Annotated in this window: 21 protein-coding genes and 3 pseudogenes; 9 read left to right on the forward strand and 15 right to left on the reverse strand. The window is 69.3% G+C overall.

Annotated features, from left to right (window positions below):
• Nucleotides 1-31 precede the first annotated feature (31 nt).
• Together OG904_RS15275 and OG904_RS15280 are read left to right on the forward strand one after the other, a co-directional pair.
• Nucleotides 32-586, forward strand: coding sequence for a toxin (locus tag OG904_RS15275; RefSeq protein WP_405491220.1), 555 nt, complete (start codon nt 32-34; stop codon nt 584-586).
• A 93-nt stretch (nt 587-679) separates the two neighbouring features.
• The gene (locus OG904_RS15280; protein ID WP_405491222.1) at nt 680-1,930 is read left to right on the forward strand and encodes an MAB_1171c family putative transporter; all 1,251 of its coding nucleotides are present in this window, start codon (nt 680-682) and stop codon (nt 1,928-1,930) included.
• A gap of 51 nt (nt 1,931-1,981) precedes the next feature.
• Here the strand turns inward: OG904_RS15280 and OG904_RS15285 are convergent, their stop codons facing one another.
• The 13 genes and pseudogenes from OG904_RS15285 to OG904_RS15345 all read right to left on the reverse strand — a co-directional run.
• On the reverse strand, nt 1,982-2,308 hold the full coding sequence (locus OG904_RS15285) for a MerR family transcriptional regulator (protein WP_405491224.1): 327 nt from the start codon (nt 2,306-2,308) through the stop codon (nt 1,982-1,984).
• 597 nt (nt 2,309-2,905) lie between these two features.
• The gene (locus tag OG904_RS15290; protein ID WP_405491226.1) at nt 2,906-3,217 is read right to left on the reverse strand and encodes an SCO5918 family protein; all 312 of its coding nucleotides are present in this window, start codon (nt 3,215-3,217) and stop codon (nt 2,906-2,908) included.
• A 110-nt stretch (nt 3,218-3,327) separates the two neighbouring features.
• Nucleotides 3,328-4,863 (reverse strand): DEAD/DEAH box helicase, encoded by a 1,536-nt coding sequence (locus OG904_RS15295; RefSeq protein WP_405491228.1) that lies wholly within the window; start codon nt 4,861-4,863, stop codon nt 3,328-3,330.
• A 178-nt stretch (nt 4,864-5,041) separates the two neighbouring features.
• A complete protein-coding gene (locus OG904_RS15300) occupies nt 5,042-5,245 on the reverse strand; it encodes a cold-shock protein (RefSeq protein ID WP_283454069.1) in 204 nt (67 codons plus the stop codon).
• 350 nt (nt 5,246-5,595) lie between these two features.
• Nucleotides 5,596-5,862: a hypothetical protein gene (locus tag OG904_RS15305; RefSeq protein WP_405491230.1), complete on the reverse strand. Its 267-nt coding sequence runs from the start codon at nt 5,860-5,862 to the stop codon at nt 5,596-5,598.
• A gap of 55 nt (nt 5,863-5,917) precedes the next feature.
• On the reverse strand, nt 5,918-6,493 hold the full coding sequence (locus tag OG904_RS15310) for a DUF5994 family protein (protein WP_405491232.1): 576 nt from the start codon (nt 6,491-6,493) through the stop codon (nt 5,918-5,920).
• Complete coding sequence (locus OG904_RS15315) at nt 6,477-6,869, reverse strand: alpha/beta fold hydrolase (protein WP_405491234.1); 393 nt, start codon at nt 6,867-6,869, stop codon at nt 6,477-6,479. Before OG904_RS15315 ends, OG904_RS15310 begins: the two co-directional genes overlap by 17 nt.
• Nucleotides 6,870-7,018: 149 nt before the next feature.
• The gene (locus OG904_RS15320) at nt 7,019-8,221 is read right to left on the reverse strand and encodes an NAD(P)/FAD-dependent oxidoreductase (protein ID WP_405491236.1); all 1,203 of its coding nucleotides are present in this window, start codon (nt 8,219-8,221) and stop codon (nt 7,019-7,021) included.
• A gap of 113 nt (nt 8,222-8,334) precedes the next feature.
• Complete coding sequence (gene sigJ / locus OG904_RS15325) at nt 8,335-9,279, reverse strand: RNA polymerase sigma factor SigJ (RefSeq protein ID WP_405491238.1); 945 nt, start codon at nt 9,277-9,279, stop codon at nt 8,335-8,337.
• Nucleotides 9,280-9,444: 165 nt separating this feature from the next.
• On the reverse strand, nt 9,445-9,702 hold the full coding sequence (locus OG904_RS15330) for an aldo/keto reductase (RefSeq protein WP_405498031.1): 258 nt from the start codon (nt 9,700-9,702) through the stop codon (nt 9,445-9,447).
• A 100-nt stretch (nt 9,703-9,802) separates the two neighbouring features.
• Nucleotides 9,803-10,093, reverse strand: a pseudogene (locus OG904_RS15335) (aldo/keto reductase); the annotation flags it as partial.
• 67 nt (nt 10,094-10,160) lie between these two features.
• Nucleotides 10,161-10,544 carry a hypothetical protein gene (locus tag OG904_RS15340; RefSeq protein WP_405498411.1) on the reverse strand — a complete coding sequence of 128 codons (384 nt, stop codon included), beginning with the start codon at nt 10,542-10,544 and terminating at the stop codon, nt 10,161-10,163.
• Nucleotides 10,545-10,600: 56 nt separating this feature from the next.
• Nucleotides 10,601-10,852, reverse strand: a pseudogene (locus tag OG904_RS15345) (TetR/AcrR family transcriptional regulator); the annotation flags it as partial.
• 210 nt (nt 10,853-11,062) lie between these two features.
• Here OG904_RS15345 and OG904_RS15350 point away from each other — a divergent pair.
• Together OG904_RS15350 and OG904_RS15355 are read left to right on the forward strand one after the other, a co-directional pair.
• Entirely contained in the window at nt 11,063-12,364 is a 1,302-nt protein-coding gene (locus OG904_RS15350) for an MFS transporter (protein ID WP_405491240.1), read from the forward strand.
• A gap of 367 nt (nt 12,365-12,731) precedes the next feature.
• A complete protein-coding gene (locus tag OG904_RS15355; protein WP_405491242.1) occupies nt 12,732-13,196 on the forward strand; it encodes a hypothetical protein in 465 nt (154 codons plus the stop codon).
• 95 nt (nt 13,197-13,291) lie between these two features.
• On the opposite strand, the pseudogene OG904_RS15360 reads toward OG904_RS15355, so the two are convergent.
• Together OG904_RS15360 and OG904_RS15365 are read right to left on the reverse strand one after the other, a co-directional pair.
• Nucleotides 13,292-14,528 (reverse strand): annotated as a pseudogene (locus OG904_RS15360) (IS3 family transposase).
• 387 nt (nt 14,529-14,915) lie between these two features.
• Nucleotides 14,916-15,095 (reverse strand): hypothetical protein, encoded by a 180-nt coding sequence (locus OG904_RS15365; protein ID WP_405491244.1) that lies wholly within the window; start codon nt 15,093-15,095, stop codon nt 14,916-14,918.
• 480 nt (nt 15,096-15,575) lie between these two features.
• Here OG904_RS15365 and OG904_RS15370 point away from each other — a divergent pair, with 480 nt between their 5' ends.
• From OG904_RS15370 to OG904_RS15390, 5 genes are all read left to right on the forward strand, one after another.
• Nucleotides 15,576-16,460, forward strand: coding sequence for a lantibiotic dehydratase C-terminal domain-containing protein (locus OG904_RS15370; protein WP_405491246.1), 885 nt, complete (start codon nt 15,576-15,578; stop codon nt 16,458-16,460).
• Nucleotides 16,461-16,570: 110 nt separating this feature from the next.
• Entirely contained in the window at nt 16,571-16,726 is a 156-nt protein-coding gene (locus tag OG904_RS15375) for a hypothetical protein (RefSeq protein WP_405491248.1), read from the forward strand.
• Nucleotides 16,727-16,765: 39 nt separating this feature from the next.
• On the forward strand, nt 16,766-17,119 hold the full coding sequence (locus OG904_RS15380; protein WP_405491250.1) for a hypothetical protein: 354 nt from the start codon (nt 16,766-16,768) through the stop codon (nt 17,117-17,119).
• 1,487 nt (nt 17,120-18,606) lie between these two features.
• Nucleotides 18,607-19,047 (forward strand): NUDIX domain-containing protein, encoded by a 441-nt coding sequence (locus OG904_RS15385; protein ID WP_405491252.1) that lies wholly within the window; start codon nt 18,607-18,609, stop codon nt 19,045-19,047.
• Between the two features lie 934 nt (nt 19,048-19,981).
• On the forward strand, nt 19,982-20,902 hold the full coding sequence (locus OG904_RS15390; RefSeq protein WP_405491254.1) for a hypothetical protein: 921 nt from the start codon (nt 19,982-19,984) through the stop codon (nt 20,900-20,902).
• The last annotated feature ends 35 nt before the right edge of the window (nt 20,903-20,937 follow it).

Raw genomic sequence — 20,937 nt, forward strand, 5'->3', positions numbered from 1 at the left:
ACACACGCGTGACGACGACCAAGAGGCCTCAATGTCCCTGCGTGAACTGCGCAAAGAGTGCGAAGCCGGACTGGCGGACCTCCCGATACCCGCCCCCTTCACCATCGAAGGCCTGGTGGCGAACATGGAGGCGGCCCGCGGCCGGACCATCGTCCTCCAGGAACTGCCCGAACGGCTGGCACGCGTCAACGCGGCCTGCGGTCTGCGCCTGAAGTCGGGCACCACCAGTTACGTGCTCTACCGCCGCCGCCCCACCGAGTACCAGACCCAGCACGTGATCCTGCACGAGCTGTGCCACGAGTGGTTCGACCACGGCACCAGCCTGGACGCGGACCAGCTGCGGTCACTGCTGCCGGTGTTCGACACCTCCCTGATCAAGCGGGTGCTCTCCTCCGATACGGTCCAGGCCCGTGCCCAGTACGACACGCACGACGAGCGGATCGCCGAGTTCGGCGCCTCCCTCATCCCCCGCATGGCCAGGGACGTGACCAGCGACGACATGGTCGGACGGCTGGCCAACTCGCTCTCCCGGCCGGTCGCCCACCGGCGCCGCGGCCTCTTCCGCGGCCTCTTCCACCGCTCGTAGCGCCGCCCTTGCCCTTGGCGCTGCCGATGCCGCTGCCGCTTCCCCTGTCTCCGCTCCTGTCCCCGCCCCCGCCCGACACCCCGAGGAATTCACGTGACCGCGCTCGATCTCGCCGGCTACCTCATCGCCGGTCTGATGACTGCCGTAGCCCTGTGGCGCATGCCCGCCGCACTCTGGGGCGATGAGGAGGACAGGCGCCGCCGCGCCCTGTGGGGCTGCTACGCGGGCTTCGCCATCGCCCTGTGGACCAAGACCCAGGTGGTCCGAATAGGCCTCAACAACAGCCCGGTCGTGGACCTCGCCGTCCTGATCAAGCACTACACGTCCACCATCGCCATCCTGGCGATCCTCAGCTACATCGTCGCCATCTACGGCCACTTCCCGGAGGGCGGGGTGATTCCCCGCCACGTCCGGTTCGCCCGGCTGATCCAGCAGGTGGCTGCCAAGGCCTCCGTGGTCACCCTCGTCCTCCTGACCGTGCTCTTCTTCACGGTGGTGGACCGCTCGGTCCCCGCGGACCGGTTCGTGGCCGAACACGCCGGCCAGTGGGGCGCCACGCTCTACATGAGCGTCTTCTACCTCTACTTGGGCGCCGCATCCGCCGTCTGCGCCTACCAGTGGGCCCTGGCCACGGCCGACACCAAGCTGCTCCACCTCCGGGTGGGCCTCGGCATGATGACCTTCGCGATGTTCATCGGCGTCGGCTACACCCTCAGCCGGACCCTGTTCCTGTGGATCAGCGTGGTCGACCAGCCGAGCCAGAGCTTCGCGCTGACCTTCGACAAGGCCACCGAAGCCGCCCAGCTGGTGCTCTTCGCCTTCTTCGCGCTCGGCGCCTCCATCCCGGCCTGCAGCAAGGGATGGCGGCGGGCCCGGCTGTGGCGGGCGCAGGTGAACCTGCATCCGCTGTGGCGCGAGCTGATGACGGCCTTCCCCGACCAGCCCTTCGCCCCGCCGGCCTCGCTCACCCGGGAGCTGACCCGTTTCGACACCCCTGCGGATCTGCGCGTGGACCGCTGGGCGGCCGATATCGCGGACGCGGTGGAGAAGCTGCGGCACTACGTGCCCGACAGCCTGCTGACCGCCGCCAAGGAGGCCGCCGAGGGCGAGGACGCGGACCCCGTGAAGGCGGGCTCGCTCGCCGACGCCTACTGGATCAAGGCGGCCCTGATCTCCAAGGCCGAGGGCACGCCCGCGGGCAAGGCCGCCGCCTTCGAGGGCAGGCAGGCCACCGACCAGGACGGCGAAGTCGCCTGGCTGGTACGGGTGGCCGCCGCCTACAAGACCGTACCGGAGCAGCGGACCCGGGCCGTCCTGCGGACCTGCCTGGAGCCCAGCGCGTGAACCGCGCCGGCGGCTCCGGGCTCTCCGGACCCGGACCGGGGCCTACGGGGCCTACGGCGCCGAGGGATCGGCGGCGCGGCGGTATTCGGCGTTGATGCGCTGAGCCTCTTCGAGCTGGTCCTCGAGGATGATGATGCGGCAGGCGGCCTCGATGGGGGTGCCCTGGTCGACGAGTTCCCGGGCGCGCGCGGCGATGCGCAGCTGGTACCGGGAGTAGCGGCGGTGGCCGCCGTCGGAGCGGAGCGGGGTGATGAGGCGGGCTTCCCCGATGGCGCGGAGGAAGGCCTGGGTGGTGCCGAGCATGGCTGCCGCCCGGCCCATCGTGTAGGCGGGGTAGTCGTCGTCGTCAAGACGGTCGAACGAAGCGTCTGCTGTCATTGCACCTCTCTCGTGGAACGCGCGGAGGGGCCCTGGCGCCTATGGCACCAGGGCCCCGAAGGAACTACTACACCATCTGCCGGCCCCGATACTGCACCGGCCTTCTGTTTCCGCCGACCCGGCCCTATCGCTGCCGGGAGTGCGGGGATCGCGGTTGCTTGACCGGAGACCACCTCACTATCGATGTCCTGCGGTACCCGGGCCCACGACTCCTGCCCGGGCGATCCTGATGGCGCTCGGCTCCTCCGTTCTTCCCTCGGTGATCAACTGCTTATCCAGCGGGGGACTGCTCACTGCACCCGGTGCACGCGTCCGCAGCCGACGCCTTCACCGGGGTACCGCTCACTGACTTCACTGCTGCGCACTGCACTTGCGCGTACTGCTGCCCGGCAGTTCGTCTCTGCCGGGCCCTTCGGTCTCTCTGGCTACGAGAGAAACCATAGCCACGTCACAACCCAATGTCTACTCCGGCCAGGATAGATTTTTGTGTGTTCCGGGGGGAGATAGGCCGTCGGTACGCGAGAAGGGCCCGACCGGCTTGTGCCGGTCGGGCCCTTCTCACTGTTCGGACGGTCAAGCGGCCAGACGGTCAGGCGGTCAGGCGGTCGCGGGGTTGCCGAGCATCGCGGCGGCCTGCTGGAGCGGGCTGAGGACGCGAGCGGGCACGGCGGCCCGGGGAAGGCCGCGGCAGGTGAAGCCGAGCTGGGTCATGGCGCGGAGGACTTCGCCGACGCTGAAGTCGCGGCGGTCCTGGCGGGTGATGACCTGGCCGACCTGCTTGACGGGGTAGGTGCGACGGCCGATGATCACGGACTCGGCGAGGACCTCCTCCGGCTTGACGTCCTTCATCGTTTCCAGGACGCCGCTCTTGGTCAGGTCGAACGGGAAGCGGGCGATGACGCAGCGCATGGTGCCTCACAGGGAGAAGGGGAGGTGAATGGTCCGGCCGCGGTGACGTGGTTCGGCGTACGGGGTGAACGGCCCGCGACCGCCGGGGTCAGCGCCTGGCCGGGTCGTTCTCAGGCCGCGGCGTCGAAGGCGGCCTGCCGCAGGCCCGCGCGCCGGGCGGCCGACATGGTCCCGCGCCGGCCGCGGGAGGTCGTGCTGCGCTTGGGCCGCTCGGACACCGGTGCGGTGATGGTGACCGGGATGCCGGAGGGGGCCTGGGCGCCGGTGATGCGGTGGAGCTCCTCGTCGCCGGAGCGGACCTGGGTGGTCCGGGGGGCGATCCCGGCGGCGGCCATGAGGCGGGTCATGTCGCGGCGCTGGTTGGGGGTGACCAGGGTGACGACGCTGCCGGATTCGCCGGCGCGGGCGGTGCGGCCGCCGCGGTGCAGGTAGTCCTTGTGGTCGGTCGGCGGGTCCACGTTGACGACGAGGTCGAGGTTGTCGACGTGGATCCCCCGGGCGGCGACGTTCGTGGCGACCAGGACGGTGACGTGTCCGGTCTTGAACTGGGCCAGGGTCCGGGTCCGCTGGGGCTGCGACTTGCCGCCGTGCAGGGCGGCGGCGCGGACCCCGCTGTCGAGGAGGTCCTGGGTGAGGCGGTCCACGGCGTGCTTGGTGTCCAGGAACATGATCACGCGGCCTTCGCGGGCCGCGATCTCCGTGGTCGTCCGCTGCTTGTCGGCGCCGTGGACGTGCAGGACGTGGTGTTCCATCGTGGTGACCGCGCCCTGCGAGGGGTCGACGGAGTGCACGACGGGGTCGGTCAGGTAGCGGCGGACCAGCAGGTCGACGTTGCGGTCCAGCGTGGCGGAGAACAGCATCCGCTGGCCCTCGGGGCGCACCTGGTCCAGGAGCGCGGTGACCTGGGGCATGAAGCCCATGTCGGCCATCTGGTCGGCCTCGTCCAGGACGGTGATCGCGACCTGGTTCAGCCGGCAGTCCCCGCGGTCGATGAGGTCCTTGAGGCGTCCGGGAGTGGCCACGACGATCTCCGTGCCGTTGCGCAGCGCGTTGGCCTGGCGGCCGATCGGCATCCCGCCGACGACGCTGACCAGGCGCAGCTTCACGGCGCGGGCGTAGGGGGTCAGGGCGTCGGTGACCTGCTGGGCGAGTTCCCGGGTGGGGACCAGGATCAGCGCCAGGGGCTGGCGGGCCTCGGCGCGCTGTCCGGCGGTGCGGGCCAGGAGCGCCAGGCCGAAGGCCAGGGTCTTGCCGGAGCCGGTGCGGCCGCGGCCCAGGACGTCCCGGCCTGCGAGGGAGTTCGGCAGCGTCGCGCCCTGGATCGGGAACGGCACCGACAGCCCCTGGGCGCCGAGCGCGGCCAGCAGCTCCGCGGGCATGTCGAGTTCGGCGAACGCCTCGACCGCGGGCAGCGCGGGAGTGATCGTCTTCGGCAGGGCGAACTCACCCTGTACCGCGGCCGGTCGCCGGCCGTAGCCGCCCGAGCGGCCCTGGCCGCCCGAGCGGCTCGGGGCGGACGAACCGAACCGGCCGCCCCGGCCGGATCCCGAACCCGAACCCGAACCCGACCCGGAGCCGAAAGCGGGGCTGCCGGTGCGGCCGCCGCGGGTACGGGAGGAGCGGTCGTTCTTGCGTACGGGGTTCATTCAGAACCTTCCTTGATACGGCACGCATCAAGGAATTCCCGCAGCGGAATGGCGGCGCGGGGAATTGCAAGAACGGGCCGGGTGAAATGCGAAATCGAACGGGAGCTGTGGGAAATGCGTGCAGCTGGGGCCCGCACCCCGAGGGATGCGGGCCCCAGCTGCAAGACGCGCGTCAGCGTCAGGCGGGAACGATGTTCTCGGCCGTCGGGCCCTTCTGGCCCTGCGCGATGTCGAAGGTGACCTTCTGGCCCTCGAGCAGCTCACGGAAACCCTGGGCGGCGATGTTCGAGAAGTGGGCGAAGACGTCGTCGCCGCCACCGTCCTGCTCGATGAAGCCGAAACCCTTTGCCGCGTTGAACCACTTCACGGTGCCGGCAGCCATGTCATATCTCCTCTGGGGCAGTACACCAATGCCCGCACGGTACGGGCACCGTGTCGCCGCGATGATGCCCCGCCCGGAAAAAGACCGGAAATATGAAGCGCTTCCCCGGGGCGAAAAAAGCCGACCGGGGGCGCTTGAAGTTTTTGGGTACCAAAACTGCAACCGAGATCGACAGTAGCACGCTGCAATGGCCTTCGTACGGTGAATATTTCCACCTTGCGGGCCGCCTTGTGCGCCGCGATAAAAACTCTCCCCGCGGGATCCGTTAAATTCTCGAACCGCGGGCACAGGTATTCACCCCGCGCGCTCTCCGCCGGTGGTTTTTCCAGGCCCGGGCCCGAGCCCGGGCCTCAGGTCTCGTCGGCGTGGGTGCCGGTGCCCACGGGGGTTCTGCTGGCGGCCAGCCAGGAGCGGGCGGGGCCGGCAGGTTTCGCCGTGTCCACGGTGAGGTGGAGCCGGGTGCCGCCGTCGAGACCGGGGTAACTGCGCTGTTCCGCGCCGGCGAAGCAGTGGCGCAGGGCCTCCGCGACGGCCCGGGCGGCTTCGGGGGTGTGAGCGACGATCCGCACCTCGGCCTGTGCGAGCGACGGCGGTGTCCGGGTCTCGATGGACTTCATGCTGGCGTGTTCCCTTCGGAGGGGGTGGAGAGTTCGCAGGACGGTCCCACGGAGCTCACCGCCGGCCGTTCCCCGGCAGCGGGAGGGCGCGTCGGTCCATCCGGTTCCCGAAGGGGGACATGCAGGCCCCGCCCTCGCTCTCCCAGCCGGCTTCCTGGCGCCGGGTGTCCCGGACGCCGCGCCCGATGGCGGCCTCGTTGGCCATCAGGACGCCGGCGGTGAGGAAGCTGCCCGGGACCGCGGCGGCGGCCATCAGCCGGGCCGCGGCCACGGGCCCGGTCTCGGGCGGGATCACCAGCAGGTCCCAGCGGCCGACGGTGTAGGACAGCAGGATCAGCTTGTCGGGGTCCTGTTCGGTGAACCAGCCCACGTGCAGGGTCTGCCCGGGCACGGAGACCGTGTGCGGGACGACGGGCCAGCGGGCGGGGTTCACGGTGACGCGGGTGATGCGCCCCCAGGGCTCGACCAGCGCGGCCGCGAGGGCCGGGAGCTCGGCCGCGAGATCACGGGAGTACGGCCACCAGGCACCGTCCAGCTGGCCCGCGAGAGCGGTCTTCGGGGTCAGGGACAGCCGTGCCGTGACAACGGGAGCACGCACCGGGGACTCGGCGCGGTCAAAGGTCGTGGTCATGTCGCGGACCCGTCCCCGGGCCGTTCGCGAACGGCCCGGTGCAGTGATCGCCGGAAACGACGTCCGCGTGGAGCGGGTGTACGAAATACTCCCGGTCCTCCCACCGTACTCCGGTCCACGACCCGGCAAGCCGCTCCCGACCGGGCAGTGCCAGACCGGCGGCGAAGTCCTCCGGCGCCGCGGCGACGGAGCGGGGAGCCTCCAGGGGCAGCAGGTGCCCGCTGGCCGGGATGACCTCGAACCGGGCACGAGCGAGATGGCGCAGGAGGTGGCGGCGCAGGACGTCCACCGGTTCGACCCGGTCGTGCTCGCCGGCCAGGACCAGGACGGGGTGCTCCCAGACCCGCCGGCCGGGCCCCCGGCGGGAAGTGCCCATGACCACAAGGTCTTCCACCGCTACCGGACCGCGGTGGAGGAAGGGTTCGCCCGGCACCACCACGTTCTTCCAACGCCAGGCGGGACTCTCCCCCAGTCACCGGCGCACCGTGCACGCCGCGCCGGAGACGCCCTCGTCCTGTGACCCGGTCAGGCCGTGGCCTCCGCCTGTGCGCGGCTCCCGGTCTCCTGCCGTACGACACGCTGGTGCCGGGTCGGCATGCCCATGGTCGGGTTGGCGACGCCCCAGGCCGCGCCCTTGCAGATCAGCTCCTTGTAGAAGGCGGCCGTGCGGCCCGTCAGAGCCCTGTCGACCGCCTGGTCCTCGGGGCTGACGAACTGGATCAGGCCCTCCTTGCGGCCCAGGGAGATGCACTGCTGCGAGTAGTGGATGTCGACGTGGGGGACCTTGGTGCCAGCGAGACGGGCGGCGACGGCGTCGGCGGCCTGCCATGCCATGGGGATGCCCGAGGCGCAGGACATGCGCAGCGGCTTGCCTCCCGGGCCCGCCGCCATCGCCGCGTCGCCCACGGCGTACACGTCCGGGTGGGAGACCGAGCGCATCGTGGTGTCGACCACGATCTGGCCGCGGTCGGTGGTCTCCAGGGCGGTGGCCAGGGCGAGCGGGTGGACGGCGAAGCCGGTGGTCCAGACCGTGACCGCGGCGGGGATGGTCCGGCCGTCGGCGGTCTGCACGCCGTCCGCCTCCACGGCGTCGACCGCGGTGTGTTCGTGGACGGTGATGCCGAGCCCGTCCACCACCTTCCGCAGGTGGGCGCGGCCCTTCTCCGAGAGCCAGTCGCCGAGGGCCCCGCGGGCGGCGAGGGCGACGTCGAGGTCCGGGCGGGCCTCGGCGATCTCGGTCGCGGCCTCCAGGCCCGTCAGGCCGCCGCCGACCACGACGACGGGCCGGCCGGCTTCCAGCGTGGCCAGGCGGTCGCGCAGGCGCAGGGCGCCGGGGCGGCCGGAGATCTCGTGGGCGTGTTCGGCGGCGCCGGGGACGCCCCCGTCGTTCCAGCCGCTGCCGAGGGCGTAGACGAGGGTGTCGTACGCCAGTTCCTCGCGCCCGGGCCCGTCGGCGGCGGTGACCGTGACCACCCTGCGGTCCACGTCCACGGCGGTGACCTTGCCGAGCTTGAGTTCCACGCCCGTCCCCGCGAACATCCCGGCGAACGGCCGGGGCTTGAGGTCCTGGCCGGTCGCGAGCTGGTGCAGCCGGACGCGCTCGACGAAGTCGGGCTCGGCGTTGACGAGGGTGATGGTGACGTCCTCGTGGTGCAGCCGCTTGGCGAGGCGGCCGGCGGCGACGGCACCGGTGTAGCCGGCTCCGAGGACGACGATGCGGTGCTCCATGTCCGTGCTCCTGTCTGGGCGGGTCTGCCGTTGTCCGGCGTGGTTTCGCCCCTTGAACCGGACAGCCCCCCGTTCCCTGACAGGATCCGGATGTGACCTGCGCCACACCTCCCTCAGAGGGTGTGGAGCGGGGCCTCCCCGTGGTGCGCGGCGGCCCACTGCCCGGTCGCGCGGACGAGCTTGTCGGGGTTGACCTGGTTGCGGATCGCGGAGATGCCCTCCGCGGTGACCTCCAGGCAGGTGATCGCGACGACCCGGCCGTCCACGACCGCCACGATGGCGGGCCCGCCGTTCGCCGTCGTGGCGTAGATGTCGGGCGCGCCACCGACGTGGGCCCGCTTGGCGGCGCTGGGCTTGAACAGGCCGCGCATGAACGTGGCGACCGCGAGCGCGCCCTCGAACGCCTTCGCGCGGGCCGGGACCTTCCCGCCGCCGTCGCCGACCGAGACGGCGTCCTGGGTGAGCAGGCGTACGAGTGGTTCGGTACGGCCGGTGGTCGCCGCGGCCAGGAACTCCTCGACGATCCGCAGGGCGGTGGCCTCGTCGATCTCGGTGCGTGCCTTGCCGTCCGCGATGTGCTTCTTGGCCCGGTGGAAGAGCTGCTGGCTGGCCGCCTCGGTGATCTCCAGGATCTCGGCGACCTCCCGGTGCGGGTAGTCGAAGGCCTCGCGCAGCACGTACACCGCCCGCTCGCCCGGCGAGAGGCGCTCCAGCAGGACGAGGACGGCGTACGACACGGACTCGCGCTGCTCGGCGGTGTCGGCCGGGCCGAGCATCGGGTCCCCGGTGAGCAGCGGCTCGGGCAGCCACCTCCCCACGTACGTCTCACGCCGGGCGCGCGCCGAAGTGAGCATGTTGAGACACCAGTTGGTGAGCACCTTCGTCAGCCAGGCCTCGGGTACCTCGATCCGCCCGACGTCGGCCGCCTGCCAGCGCAGGAACGTCTCCTGCACCGCGTCCTCCGCCTCGCTCGCCGAGCCGAGCAGCCGGTAGGCAATGGCTTCCAGCCGGGGCCTGGCGGTCTCGAACCGGTCCACGTCACTCGCGATCAAGGCCATGGTCGTGATCCTAGGCGCCCGCCGGGGCGGATCGGCAGGGGTGTGGTGCTCGAAGGAGGGATCGGCGCCGGGCCGTTGGCGCCGGCCTGTTGATGTCAGCCCGTTGGCGCAGGCCCGCTGAGGTCAGTCCGCTGGCGTCAGTCAGCTGGCGTCAGCCCGCTGGCGTCAGCCCGTCGCGGTCCCGATCTTGTCGAGCTCGACGACGGCGTCCGCCGGCAGCTCCAGCGATGCGGCGGCGAGGTTGTCGCGGAGGTGGCCGATGGAGGAGGTGCCGGGGATGAGCGCCATCGTGGTGGACCGCTGCAGGAGCCAGGCCAGGGCCACTTGCTGGCGGGACGCGTCCACCGCCGCCGCGGCATCGGTGAGGGCCTGCGACTGGAGCGGGGAGAAGCCCCCGAGCGGGAAGAACGGGACGAAGGCGATGCCTTCGGCCTCGCACCGGTCGACGAGGGCGTCGTGCGTGCGGTGGGCGAGGTTGTAGTGGTTTGTAGTGGTTCTGTACGCACACCACGGGCGCGATCGCCTGCGCTTCGGTGAGGCTGCGTTCCGATACGTTGCTGAGGCCGAGGTGCCGGATCAGCCCCTGCTGCCGCAGCTCCGCGAGGGCCCCGAACTGCTCGGACAGCGGCCCGTCGCTGACCGTCTCCAGGGAGTCCGACGGGCCGCGCAGGTTGACGAGGTCCAGCGTCTCCAGCCCCAGCTGCTCCAGGTTCTCGTACACCTGCTGCTTGATGTCTGCGGGATCCAGCGCCGGTGCCCAGTTCCCGCCGCCGGCGCCCAGAGTGAGCGTGCCGCCGGGGAGGTACGTAGCCATGCTGCTCTCCGTCGGGTGGGGTGTGGGGGGTGGGGGTGTCGGGTGTGAGGAGCGGGCAGCCGGAGGCTCACAGCTGCTGCCGGGCGGTCTTCCACCCGGCCATCAGGGCGTTGACCGCCTGGGCGGCGCGGGCGGCGACGTCGTCGACCGTGTGGTGGGCCGGTGGGAAGTACCCGGCCTCGAACAGGTCCGCGTAGCCGCGGACCGTCGCCAGGTACTGCTCGAACTGCGTGTCGCGTTCGGCCGGATCGGAGCCGCTCGCCTGCTGGAGCAGCTGCTGGAGGTCCTCCCGCATGTTCCGGGAGGCCGCGGCGAGCAGGCCGTCGCGTTCGAGCCGCAGGGCGGTGGGGAGGACGGCGTCCATCGCCCTTCCCCGGGTGATGGCGTGCCGGGTGTGGGCCTCGGCGGCCGCGGCCATCCGCTCGCCGGGGTCCGGTCCCGCGGCGCGCACGCGTCGGCGACCTGCGCGGCGGCCTCGACGGCGGTCTGCTCCGCGACCGCGGTCAGCAGCTCCTGGCGGTCGCGGAAGTGCCGGTAGGGGGCGCCGGAGCTCACCCCGAGCCGCTTGGCGACCTTGGCCACCGAGAAGCCGGCCTGTCCGGACTCGGCGAGGACCTCGAAACTGGCCTCGACCAGCGCCGCCCGCAGGTCCCCGTGGTGGTACGGACGCTTGTCCCCGGGGTCCTGCGCTCGCTGAGGCACGGTGATCTCCTCGACTGGAGCGGGATGTAAGTACCGACTTCCATCCCCTTCCACCATACCGCGCGCCGCGCGCCGGGCGCCGGGGAAACCCCCAGGGGGGTCTTACCGCCCGATGGCGGACGGGTTTAATCGCGTGGTGGGTGGCGAGGGCGGCGAGTGCGTCCGGACGATGCCGCTCGCCGAGTCCCGTGCCATGGCCGCGCTGTCCGAAGCCGTGGCCGAAGCCGGAGCCGTGGCTCGTGCAGCCCCATCCAAGGAGAACTGACCATGGACCCCGCACCCAGCAGAGGGCCCTTCCAGAAGCTGTGGGCAGCCACCGCCACGTCGAACCTTTCGGACGGAATAAGCCTCGCCGCAGCGCCCCTGCTCGCGGCCACCGTGACCCACGACCCGGCGCTGATCGCCGGCATCACCGTGGCGCAGAGGGCCCCTTGGTTGGTCCTGGCCTTCATATCCGGAGCCCTCGCGGACCGGTTGGACCGCAAGCGCGTCGCCCAGGCGGCGAACTGGATCCGCGTCGCCGCGTTCACGACTCTCGCGCTGGCGGTCCTTGGCGACGCCGTCTCCATGCCGCTGCTCTACGCGGTCTTCTTCGCCATCGGAACGGCCGAGACGCTCTATGACAGTTCGTCGTCCGCGTGGCTGCCGACCCTGGTGGATCCGGATGACCTGGGCCGGGCCAACGGACGGCTGCAGACCACGTTCGTCATCTGCAACGAGTTCGTCGGACCGCCGCTGGGCGGATTCCTCTTCGCCTCCGCGGCCGCGGCCCCGTTCGTACTCGGAGCCGGCGGCTATCTGGCCGCCGTAGGCCTGCTGGCGCTGATCCCCTCAGCCACCCGGCACCGGCAGGAGCCGTCCGCGGAGCCCCTGACAGTGAAGGGCATTGCCGCGGACATCGCCGTCGGCGCGCGGTGGTACTGGTCGTCGCCGACGCTGCGGTCGCTGAGCGTCATCGCAGCGATGGGCAACGCCGTCAGCGCTGCCACCTACGGCATCCTCGTACTCCTGGCCACGGACGTGCTGGGAGTCAGCTCGAGCTGGTACGGCGTACTGCTCGCGGCCGGTGCCGTCGGCGCGGTCATCGGCGGCCTCGTGGCCGGCAAGGCCGGGGAGTGGATGCCGCTGGGCACGCTGATCCTGGTGACGAACCTGCTGTCGGCCGGATCCACCATCGGGATGGGACTGGCGATCAGCCCGGCGGCCACCGTCGCCTTCATGGCGCTGGACGGCTTCGTCGTCCTGATCCAGACCATCCAGGTCGTCACCCTCCGACAGCGGATCGTGCCGAACGACCTGATGGGCCGCGTCACGGCGGCCTACCGGTCCGTCGCCGTGGGCGCTTTCACCATCGGAGGGATGGCGGGCGGCCTGGTGGCGAAGTTCTTCGGAATCCCCGCCGCCTTCTACGCCGGTGGCACCGCCATGGCGCTCACTGCCCTCGCGGTCCTGCCGGTGCTGAACAACAAGCGCCTCGCCCAGGTGAAGAAGGAGGCAGCAGACCAGGAAGAGACCTCCGACTCCCATCCAATGAAGGCGGACGAACACAAAGAAATCCACTCCGAATAACCTGCTGCGCACCCTGCGGGAACGCGCCGCCCACACGGCCGCGACGCCTCCGTGGCCCACTGCCGCGCGACGACGGCCACCCACGGCGAGGTCACCCGCCCCCGGCTCATCGCGGCCTTCCTCGCCCACCTCGAAGCCACTGGTGGCTGCGCTGGTTGCGGCACTGTACTGCCACCCATGGCGATGCCGTGCACAAGGTCGGCAAGCCAGGCGATGCAGGCGACGTAGTCGTCATCGGGCCAACTGGACAGCGGCTTGCGCCGCCGGGCCATGGCCGGCATCCCGCAGACACTGCACGCTGCGCGTCAGCAGGAAGACTCACGAGAGCTCTGCCGCCGGACTCGGCAGAGTCGTAGTCTCCCAACCCATGGAATGGACATCGTTGGTCGCTACGGCGCTGGGTGCGGTCATCGGAGTGGGCAGCACGCTCGCCACAGACCGACTGCGCTGGCGACGCGACACGGGCGAGCTCGACAGGGAGACCCTGCGCACGGTGTCTGCCCAGTTCCTGGAGGCCCTCACCGAGGCGCGCGACGCCATAAGTGATGCCAGTCGCTCCGAGCACCTACCAGTGGATGAACGGAGCCGGCTCGCCCGCGCGAGCACCCTGGCCCACGGTGTGCACTCGAAGCAGTACCAACTGGAGCTACTGGCCACACCGGAGGTCGCCCGGTTGGCCGGCGATGCCGCCTACCAGCTGCTCCTCTACCGGGACGCGGTGGTTGCCGGCCATACTCGCGACGATCCTGAGTGTGCGCAGGTACGACGCGCCTTCCGGGAGGCCCGCCAGAAGCTCATGGCTGCCATTCGGTCCTCACTGGCCCGGGACTGAGAACGGCTCAGGAGCACGGTTCACCATGCGCGTGCTCGGAAGCACAAGGGGTGAAGATGGGCCTTCCCCCAAGAAGGTGGGCACGCGGTTATTGATCACGCGGCGAGGGTGAGTCTAGCGGCGTGGTGTCGGCGTTCGTATTCGTCGGGACTGAGGTGGCCGTTGGCGGAGTGCCGGCGGCGGGTGTTGTAGCGGGTCAGCCAGGCGAAGACGGTTCGGCGGCAGGTGTCGGCATCGCCGTAGTCGGGGTCTCCTTGGAGGGTCTCGCGTTTCAGGGAGGCGTGGAAGCTTTCGCAGGCCGCGTTGTCGGCGCTGGTGCCGACCGCGCCCATGGAACGGGTCACCCCGAGCTGGTCGCAGAGGCTGGCGTAGGCCCGGGAACCGTACTGGGCGCCGTGGTCCGAGTGGAACACGGCGCCGTCCAGGCTGCCGCGGGTCGAGCCGGCCATCCGCAGTGCGTCGGCGACCAGGCCGGTGCGCATGTGGTCGGCGATGGACCAGCCCACGACCTTGCGGCTGAAGCAGTCCAGCACGGTCGCGAGGTAGAGGAACTTCCTCCCGCGAGCGGGAGATAGGTGATGTCGCCCATGTATTTCCGCCCGGGCTCAGGGGCGGTGAAGTCTCGCTGGAACAGGTCTGCGACCGGTGTGGTCGACGGGTCGGGGACGGTGGTGCGGACGCGTCTGCGCAGCCGGATGCCGGTGACGGAGTGCGTCCTCATGACCCGGGCGACCCGCTTCTCGTTGACCACATGCCCCTTCTCGCGGAGCTCGGCGGTCACGCGTGGTGAGCCGTAAGCGCCACCGGACTCGCTGTGGACCTTGCGGATCTCCCCGGCCAGGACCTGGTCATCGCGCTGCCGGGCGGCCCGGGCCTGGGCGCCGGCGAGCCATTTGTAGTAGCTGGACCGGTTGACGTCCAGGACCTGGCAGAGCCGCTTCACCTCATAGGTGGCCCGGTGGTCGTCAACGAACTGGAAGCGGCTGGTCACCAGTTCGTCTCTCCGGCGAAATACTTGGCCGCCTTGCGGAGTATGTCCCGCTCGGTGGCGAGCTTGCGCTCACTGGCCTCGAGCTCGGCCACCCTGGCCTCCAGCCGCCGGACCCGCTCGTCCGGATCACTGGGCGACACCGCCGCCCCGTGGCCGGCGGCCTGCATCACAGCAGCGGCGGTGCCGCCACGGCGTTCGCGGTCCCGCAGTACCCACTCCCGCAGGGTCGCCCGGTTGACGCCCAGGTCAGCGGCAATGCCCTTGTACGTCGCACCGGGCGTGGACTCGTACAGGGCCACTGCATCTGCCTTGAACTCGTCCGAATAGTCCTTCAGAGCCATCGGTGGTCTTCTCGCTTCCTCCGGATCAATCAAGATCCAGTATCAGCGTGTCCACCACTCAGGGGGAGGCCCCGATCGCATACCCGCATACCCGCATACCCGCATACCCGCATCGCCCTTGACCAGCCAACTCGCCCTCCGAGCAGTAGCTGACTGTGTCCGACGATGTAGGTGAACAACTGGACAGGTCGCGCGAAGTTCACTGGCAGATGGGCCAAACCGACCTGTCGAGTCACTACTTGGTCTCCCTGTCCCGCGAGAAGGCCTGCGTCATCATCCTGGCACTTTGCCCCTGAGGCTCCGAGCGCCGGACACTCGTCCTGCCCTGAGTTGTCAGCCGTGGATGTCAGCTCCACACCCAGCCGCACTACGACCGCCGGTCAACCCTCACTCCTCGTCGCACCGCTCCAGGACCAGGCTGAGTGAACCGTCCTCCAGCCCGTTGCCGTCTTCGAGGTGCAGGTGACTCCCATCGCGAACACCCTCTGCAAAGACTTGCGCGACACCATCGGTCACGGCCGTAAGCAGGGTGCTCTCAACGGGGGCGCTGCTGGAATCAGAGGTCATGGAGCCATCTTGCCGCCCAGGTGGATCACCCTCGAAGGATTGGGGTCGCACCCAGGTGGAGCGCCCCCGCCGGAGACATCGTCGGGACGGGCGGTTCACCGATCAGGCCGCGGATCGCCGCCGAGGCCCTGCCCCAGCCGGCCAAGGGCGAGCAGCCGTCGGCCTACTTCCGACGTGTGCACCGGTGGCGTGTCGGCCTGGGTCTGCCGGACGAGGTGTTCGCTTCCGTCGAGTCCCCCTTCACAGCGGCGGGAGTGGCTTCCACGCCATCTGGGCGGCGGCGAACCACATCGGAAAGGCGAAGGACGCGACGGCCGTCCGGCTCGCCGAAACGTGCCCGGACCGCTCCGCGTACTGGCTGCGGGACGACAGCGGGACCCACCGGGCGGCCGAACACGTCTCCCTGCTGCGCTGGCAGCGCCCCTCACCCCATGCCAGGCCCGACAACGAGCCGATATCCCACAGCGCGGAGGCGAGCTCGTGAAGGACCCTCTCCTGCAGGCGGACTGGTGGTATGCACGCCTCTACCCCGGCGGACTCGACCACCTGGACCAGGCTGTTGTCCGGTGCCTGCCGCCACTTGTCGATCCCGCGCGGGAACTCGGCGCCGACCAATGGTTCTTCATCCAGTACACCGACTGGAAAGGCCCGCACCTCAGGCTCCGGATCCACGGCGAGCGCGACACGGTGGACCGGCTCCATCGCGGGCTCCCGCAGATCGCCCTCGAACTCGAATCACTCGCCCGCGAGCCCGTCCCAAGCCGTGGAGCCCTGGTCCCGTTCGAGTTGCAGCCGTCCAGCGGAAGTCATGCCGGAGTCGAAACGGCTCTCTACGAACCCGAGGAGGGGAAGTACGGAGGGTTCCTGGGGACCGAACTCGCGGAAGCGGTCTTCCAGCACTCCAGCAACCTCGCCCTGTGGGCCGGAAACCTGCCTCGGCACCCCGACCGCGCTGCCCTCGCGACACTGTTGCTGCGCGCCTCGGCAGCTGCCCTGCGGGACCACGGCACAGGCACCGACACCTCGTGGTTCTGGGAGCGCCACCTCGCCTGGTGGACGCATGACGGCGGACGGAAGGCCGAAGAGCTCCGCACCCGGCTGCGGAACTCCGTCGAGGCCGACGAGCCGGGAATCCGTGGTCGAACCGCCGAGATGGCACTCGATCCGGAGGTACGGGTCCGGCTACGGGGCTGGACGGAGGTTTTGTCTGCATACCTTCGGAGGGCCGAGGCCGGCCATGTTCGCTATAGCGCGGGGCACCTGGTATTCCATCAGGCCCACATGATGTGCAACCGGCTGGGAGTGCTCCCGCGAGAAGAGGCCCTCCTCGGAATCCTGGCTGCCGAGCAACCCGGCTTTCGTTGAAACTGTATGGCGCTCCATCAGGAAAGCTGGGCTGCGCGTGTCACAATGCGTGTATGACGCATGATGGTGTATCGGGAAATCGTTCAATAGGCATCGGGTTGGTCGTGGGCATGTCGCTCGGCGTCGCCGTCGGGCTCCTGCTCGGACTCTTCGTCTTCGACAACGTCGGCATGGGCTTGAGCCTCGGTATCGGGATCGGCAGCGCCGCCGGCATCGGCCCCGCGGTACGCCGTGCCCACAACGCCCGCTCGCGGGATGAGGGCTGATGCTCGCCGCCGCTCACCTTACGTCCCGCATGAGAAGCAATGTCAGTTTCAGTCGGCTGGTCCAAAGCCTACGAAAGCGCAGCGGTCACGGGGAAGCGCTACACGGAACGTGAACTTCCGTTCTCTGCACTTTCCACGCTCGTGATCAAGGGCGAGCTGAAGAACGCCGGCAACGACTGCTATCCCCTCTGGGCCAAGCTCGACATCGGCAGCGCGTCGGCCGCAAGGGCTGCCACCCAGTGCGGTCCGGGCACGGCTACTTTCAATCTGCGCTCGGTGCCGAGCATGAGCCCTAACGGAACACTCTTCCTCTGCAGGGGTGAGGGCACCCAGAACTGCGGTCCGCGGTTCTCGGCGCGCGAGTTTCCCGCCAGCGCGCTCCCGACGCGCTGACGAAGGCCGGACCCGCTGTGCCAGCGGAAGCCTGCGTCCTGGCAGGGATGGCAGAGAGCCTGCTCCGGCCCCAGGGCATGTCGCCATCGTGCCGCCTCTCGGAGAGCAGGCAAGGCTTCTCCTGTAGGGCGATCCCTTGAAGTAGGGCACGTGAAGGGCGCGATCATCCACACTGGCCAGCTGTCCGAGAAGACGACGCTGATCTGTCGGCACTCCGGTCTCAAGTGTCGCGATGCGGCCGCCGCGGGGTGCGAAAGCGGTGCGCGTCATGTGAATTGGTCCGGACAAAAGAGAAGGCCCTGGTCTGTGACCTGGGCCTTCGTTCAAGAGCGGATGACGGAAATCGAATCCGCGCTATAAGCTTGGGAATCTACTGCGCGGAACGTGCCCGCACCACCTCTGAGCTGCGTAGACAGGTTCCGGTGTGCGTTTCCCTGAAGCCTTCCAGGATTCGGCTCTGACCGCCGTTGACCGCTCTCAAGGGCACGGTTGGGGCACGCCTTCGCAGTGCTGCCGCGGAAGAGTCGCGAGCCGCCTGGACCACCCGCAGGTGGGGCCTGGTTGGTAGGCCGTCCTTGCGCCGGATTGCACCCGCAAGCCGTTGGCTGGAGGGTGCCGGGGGTGGCCTACGCGCCGGCCGTACCTCAGGCCGAGGGCTGGGCCTTCCAGGAGCGGTCCAGAGACTCGTCCCATGCGGACTCGGCCTCGTAGTCAAAGGACGCTGCCCTGCGCTCGAGCAGCTCACGCGCTGACATCTCGGGGTCCTCTGTGGCCAAGAGAGCGACCAAGCGGCGGGCGTTCTGGACCGTGGACGCGTTCAAGGTGGTGACCCCTCTGGTGAGATGTCTGACGAACCCATCCGATCCTGCCCGACGTGGGGTGAGCATGTCGCTGCTACGCGAGATCCCTCCCGAGTCAGGCAAACCGGACATACCCGTGACCCCAAGAGGTAGGTGGGAGCATGGGTGCATGGGGCCACGGCGGGCTCGGGATCAAACGGCCCTATTGCGTCGCGTCGCAGCTCTCGCAGCCGCCGGCCAGCCGTCCCATTCACTCGTGGGCACGCTGCTGCGTGGTGCGCGGGGAGTGCAGTCCGCGCAGTTGTGCATTTCATGGCGCTCGCAGTACTGCATCGTCCTCACCCAGTCATGTCTCGAGCTGTTGCTCGGTGCGGTCGAGCCAGCTCAGGTACCAGTTCGAGGAATCGTGTCCGGTCGGCTCGATCCCTCGGTCTGGTGGTCTCAGATCCTCCCAGATGGCACCTCGGTGCGGACCCGTTTCTACCGCCGCACGCATCCGCACCGAATTCGCCGACGTCCTGGACACCCCCGCCGGCCGGATCGGCGAACAGGTCGCCCTCGCCGAAATGCTCCAGGCCGTCGGCCGTGGCTGGTACAGGGAACTGGCTCCACTGTTGCGCCAATGTGCGGAGGAACTGACGGGCATCCTTCCTCGCTGAGCGTCAACAACTAAGGAGACAGACCAACATGATCGAACGAGTCCGAGCCGTCCTGGTCACCGCGGACGACAAGATGCTGGTCATCCGCCGCACCAAGCCCGGAATCCCCGTGTACTGGGTGCTGCCCGGTGGTGGGGTCGAGGAGGGCGACGCGTCCCGGGAGGCCGCTCTTCATCGGGAGATCCACGAGGAGATCGCGGGGAAGGCCGACATCATCCGCCTCCTGCACACGATGGAGTCCGACGACGAGCGCCAGCTCTTCTACCTCGCCCGCATCGCGACGTGGTCCTTCGAGGACCGCACCGGCCCCGAGTTCAGCGCCGAGGGGCGCGGCGAGTACGCGCTGGAAGAGATCCCGCTGACCGCGGAGGGGGTCGACAGCATCAACCTCAAGCCCGAGGAGATCGCCCATGCCTTGCGGCGAGCCATCGGCTCCGGGATGCTCGGGGCCGGGGCGCGGCCCAGCTGATCTATCAGCACTCCACCAAGGCGTACGCAGCCGAACCGGCGACGCCCCGGCGTGTGGCGTAGGCGCCCGGTCGTGTGCCGTGGCGGATCAGTGATCAATCTGACGCCCCGTGAGGGGACTTATGGCACGCGAATGGCACGCGGGCTCTGAGAGGTCTAGACAACGAAGAAGGCCCAGGTCGCTGACCTGGGCCTTCTTGGAAGAGCGGATGACGGGAATCGAACCCGCGCTATAAGCTTGGGAATCTACTGCGCCGAGGTAGTCCTCACCATGGCTGACCTGCGCAAACAGGTCCTGGTGGCCCCTCTGGATGGCCCTCCGAGACCCGTCCCTGACCGCTGTTGACCGCTCCTAAGGGCACGGTTGGGGCACGCCCCTCGCGAAGGTGCGCTATGGACGTGCGAGGTACCCGGATCACCTATGAGTTGCTGTTTCAGGCGGGCCGCTGGTACCGAGGATTGCGGCCGCAAGCGGTCGGGCTGGTGATCTCCGCGATCAGTCCGTACACGCGCACGTCAGCGGAGTCATCAGCCAATGTTGTCTCTTGCTCGTACGGCGGACGAGCTCCAGCCCTGGCTACACGTGGAACAGTCGTGCGTGAGGAAACCGCCCCTATTTCCCCCACGGCTCTGCTATCCGTATAGCCCGGGGCTCGATGTGCTGGTGCGGCATCGGGTGGTGAGGGGGGAACGTGACAACTGGAACTGTTGGGCCAACTACGGACGATGTCACTGATGCAGGAGATGTGAGCGCAGAGGTCTCGGGCACACTTCCGGCTTCGGTTGCTGAGCCTGCAAGGCCGACGGCATTGGCTCGGGTTGGCGGCTGGCGCTCTCGGCGGCGGCGCCGACTTGGTGATCGAGAAGTTGCCAACTTGCAGAAGGCGTTGGATCGCTTGGGGAGCACGCAGCCCGTTCCGAGGCGCCTGCGCGCGATGTTAAGGATCTACGGGGTTCGCCACTCGCGCTTCCAGAACCGGCTGGTGCTTGCCGAGCTGTGTGTCTGGGCGTGGTCAGGTGTGTTGTTCGTCCTCGTGACCCCGCGTCTGTACCGAATCCCATCACTGAAGTCTCCGTGGCCAGGCCTGACGGCGATGCCGCCGGACCGGCTGGTCGAGTGGGTCGGGCGGCAGAACGGCCTACTGGTGGGTGTCGGCGCGATGATGGCCGTCGCCTACCTGGTCTTCGTCGTGTTCATGATGGTGGTGATCTTCGGGGCGGGCTACATGTTGGCCGCCTGGTTGAGGGGGGCCCTCGTAACCCGACAGATGTTCCCGACGCTCTGGAGGCCCAAGGCGTTCCTCACAGTCCGGACCCTAGTGGCAGCGGTGGAGAGCTGCGCCACTGCTTACAGCGCGGGCGGTGAACGTAAGGCTGCGGAGATTGCCGAGGTGTCGAACCAGGTCAGGACGGTGTCTCGCGTGATCCTGAGGATGAGTACGTCACGTGGGTCGGTTCCATGGAGGTCGAGGCGTCGCCCCGCACTCAAGGCTCATGCCCAGCTGGTTGTCGGCAAGCTGCATGCTGTGGAGCAGGAGCTTGATAGGAACCCCAGCGTGGCCTTGCGCCAGCTGGCCGAGCTTCTCTTGACCATTGCAGGCCGCTACGCCGAGGGCCGTATCGGCCTCTTGGTCGACAGGGAAGATCTAGAGGGAGTCGAACCGGCCCGTGCCCGTGCACTGGATGCCGCCCGGGCAGCGATCTCGGTGGTTCTCACGGTCGTGGCGGTGTTTGCTGTTGCATCCTTGGACCTTCCGCAGGCGATCGAAGGCTATGCAGTTGCCGGCTCTGGAGTGGTCGTCATGGTCATGGTCTACGGACCTCAAGTGATTGCTGAGTATCGACGGCGCCGATGAGGAGGTGTGTCCTCCGAGCGGTGGCGCCGTCGGCG

Origin of the sequence: Streptomyces sp. NBC_00096 (assembly GCF_045041305.1) — a bacterium.
Lineage (GTDB): Bacteria > Actinomycetota > Actinomycetes > Streptomycetales > Streptomycetaceae > Streptomyces.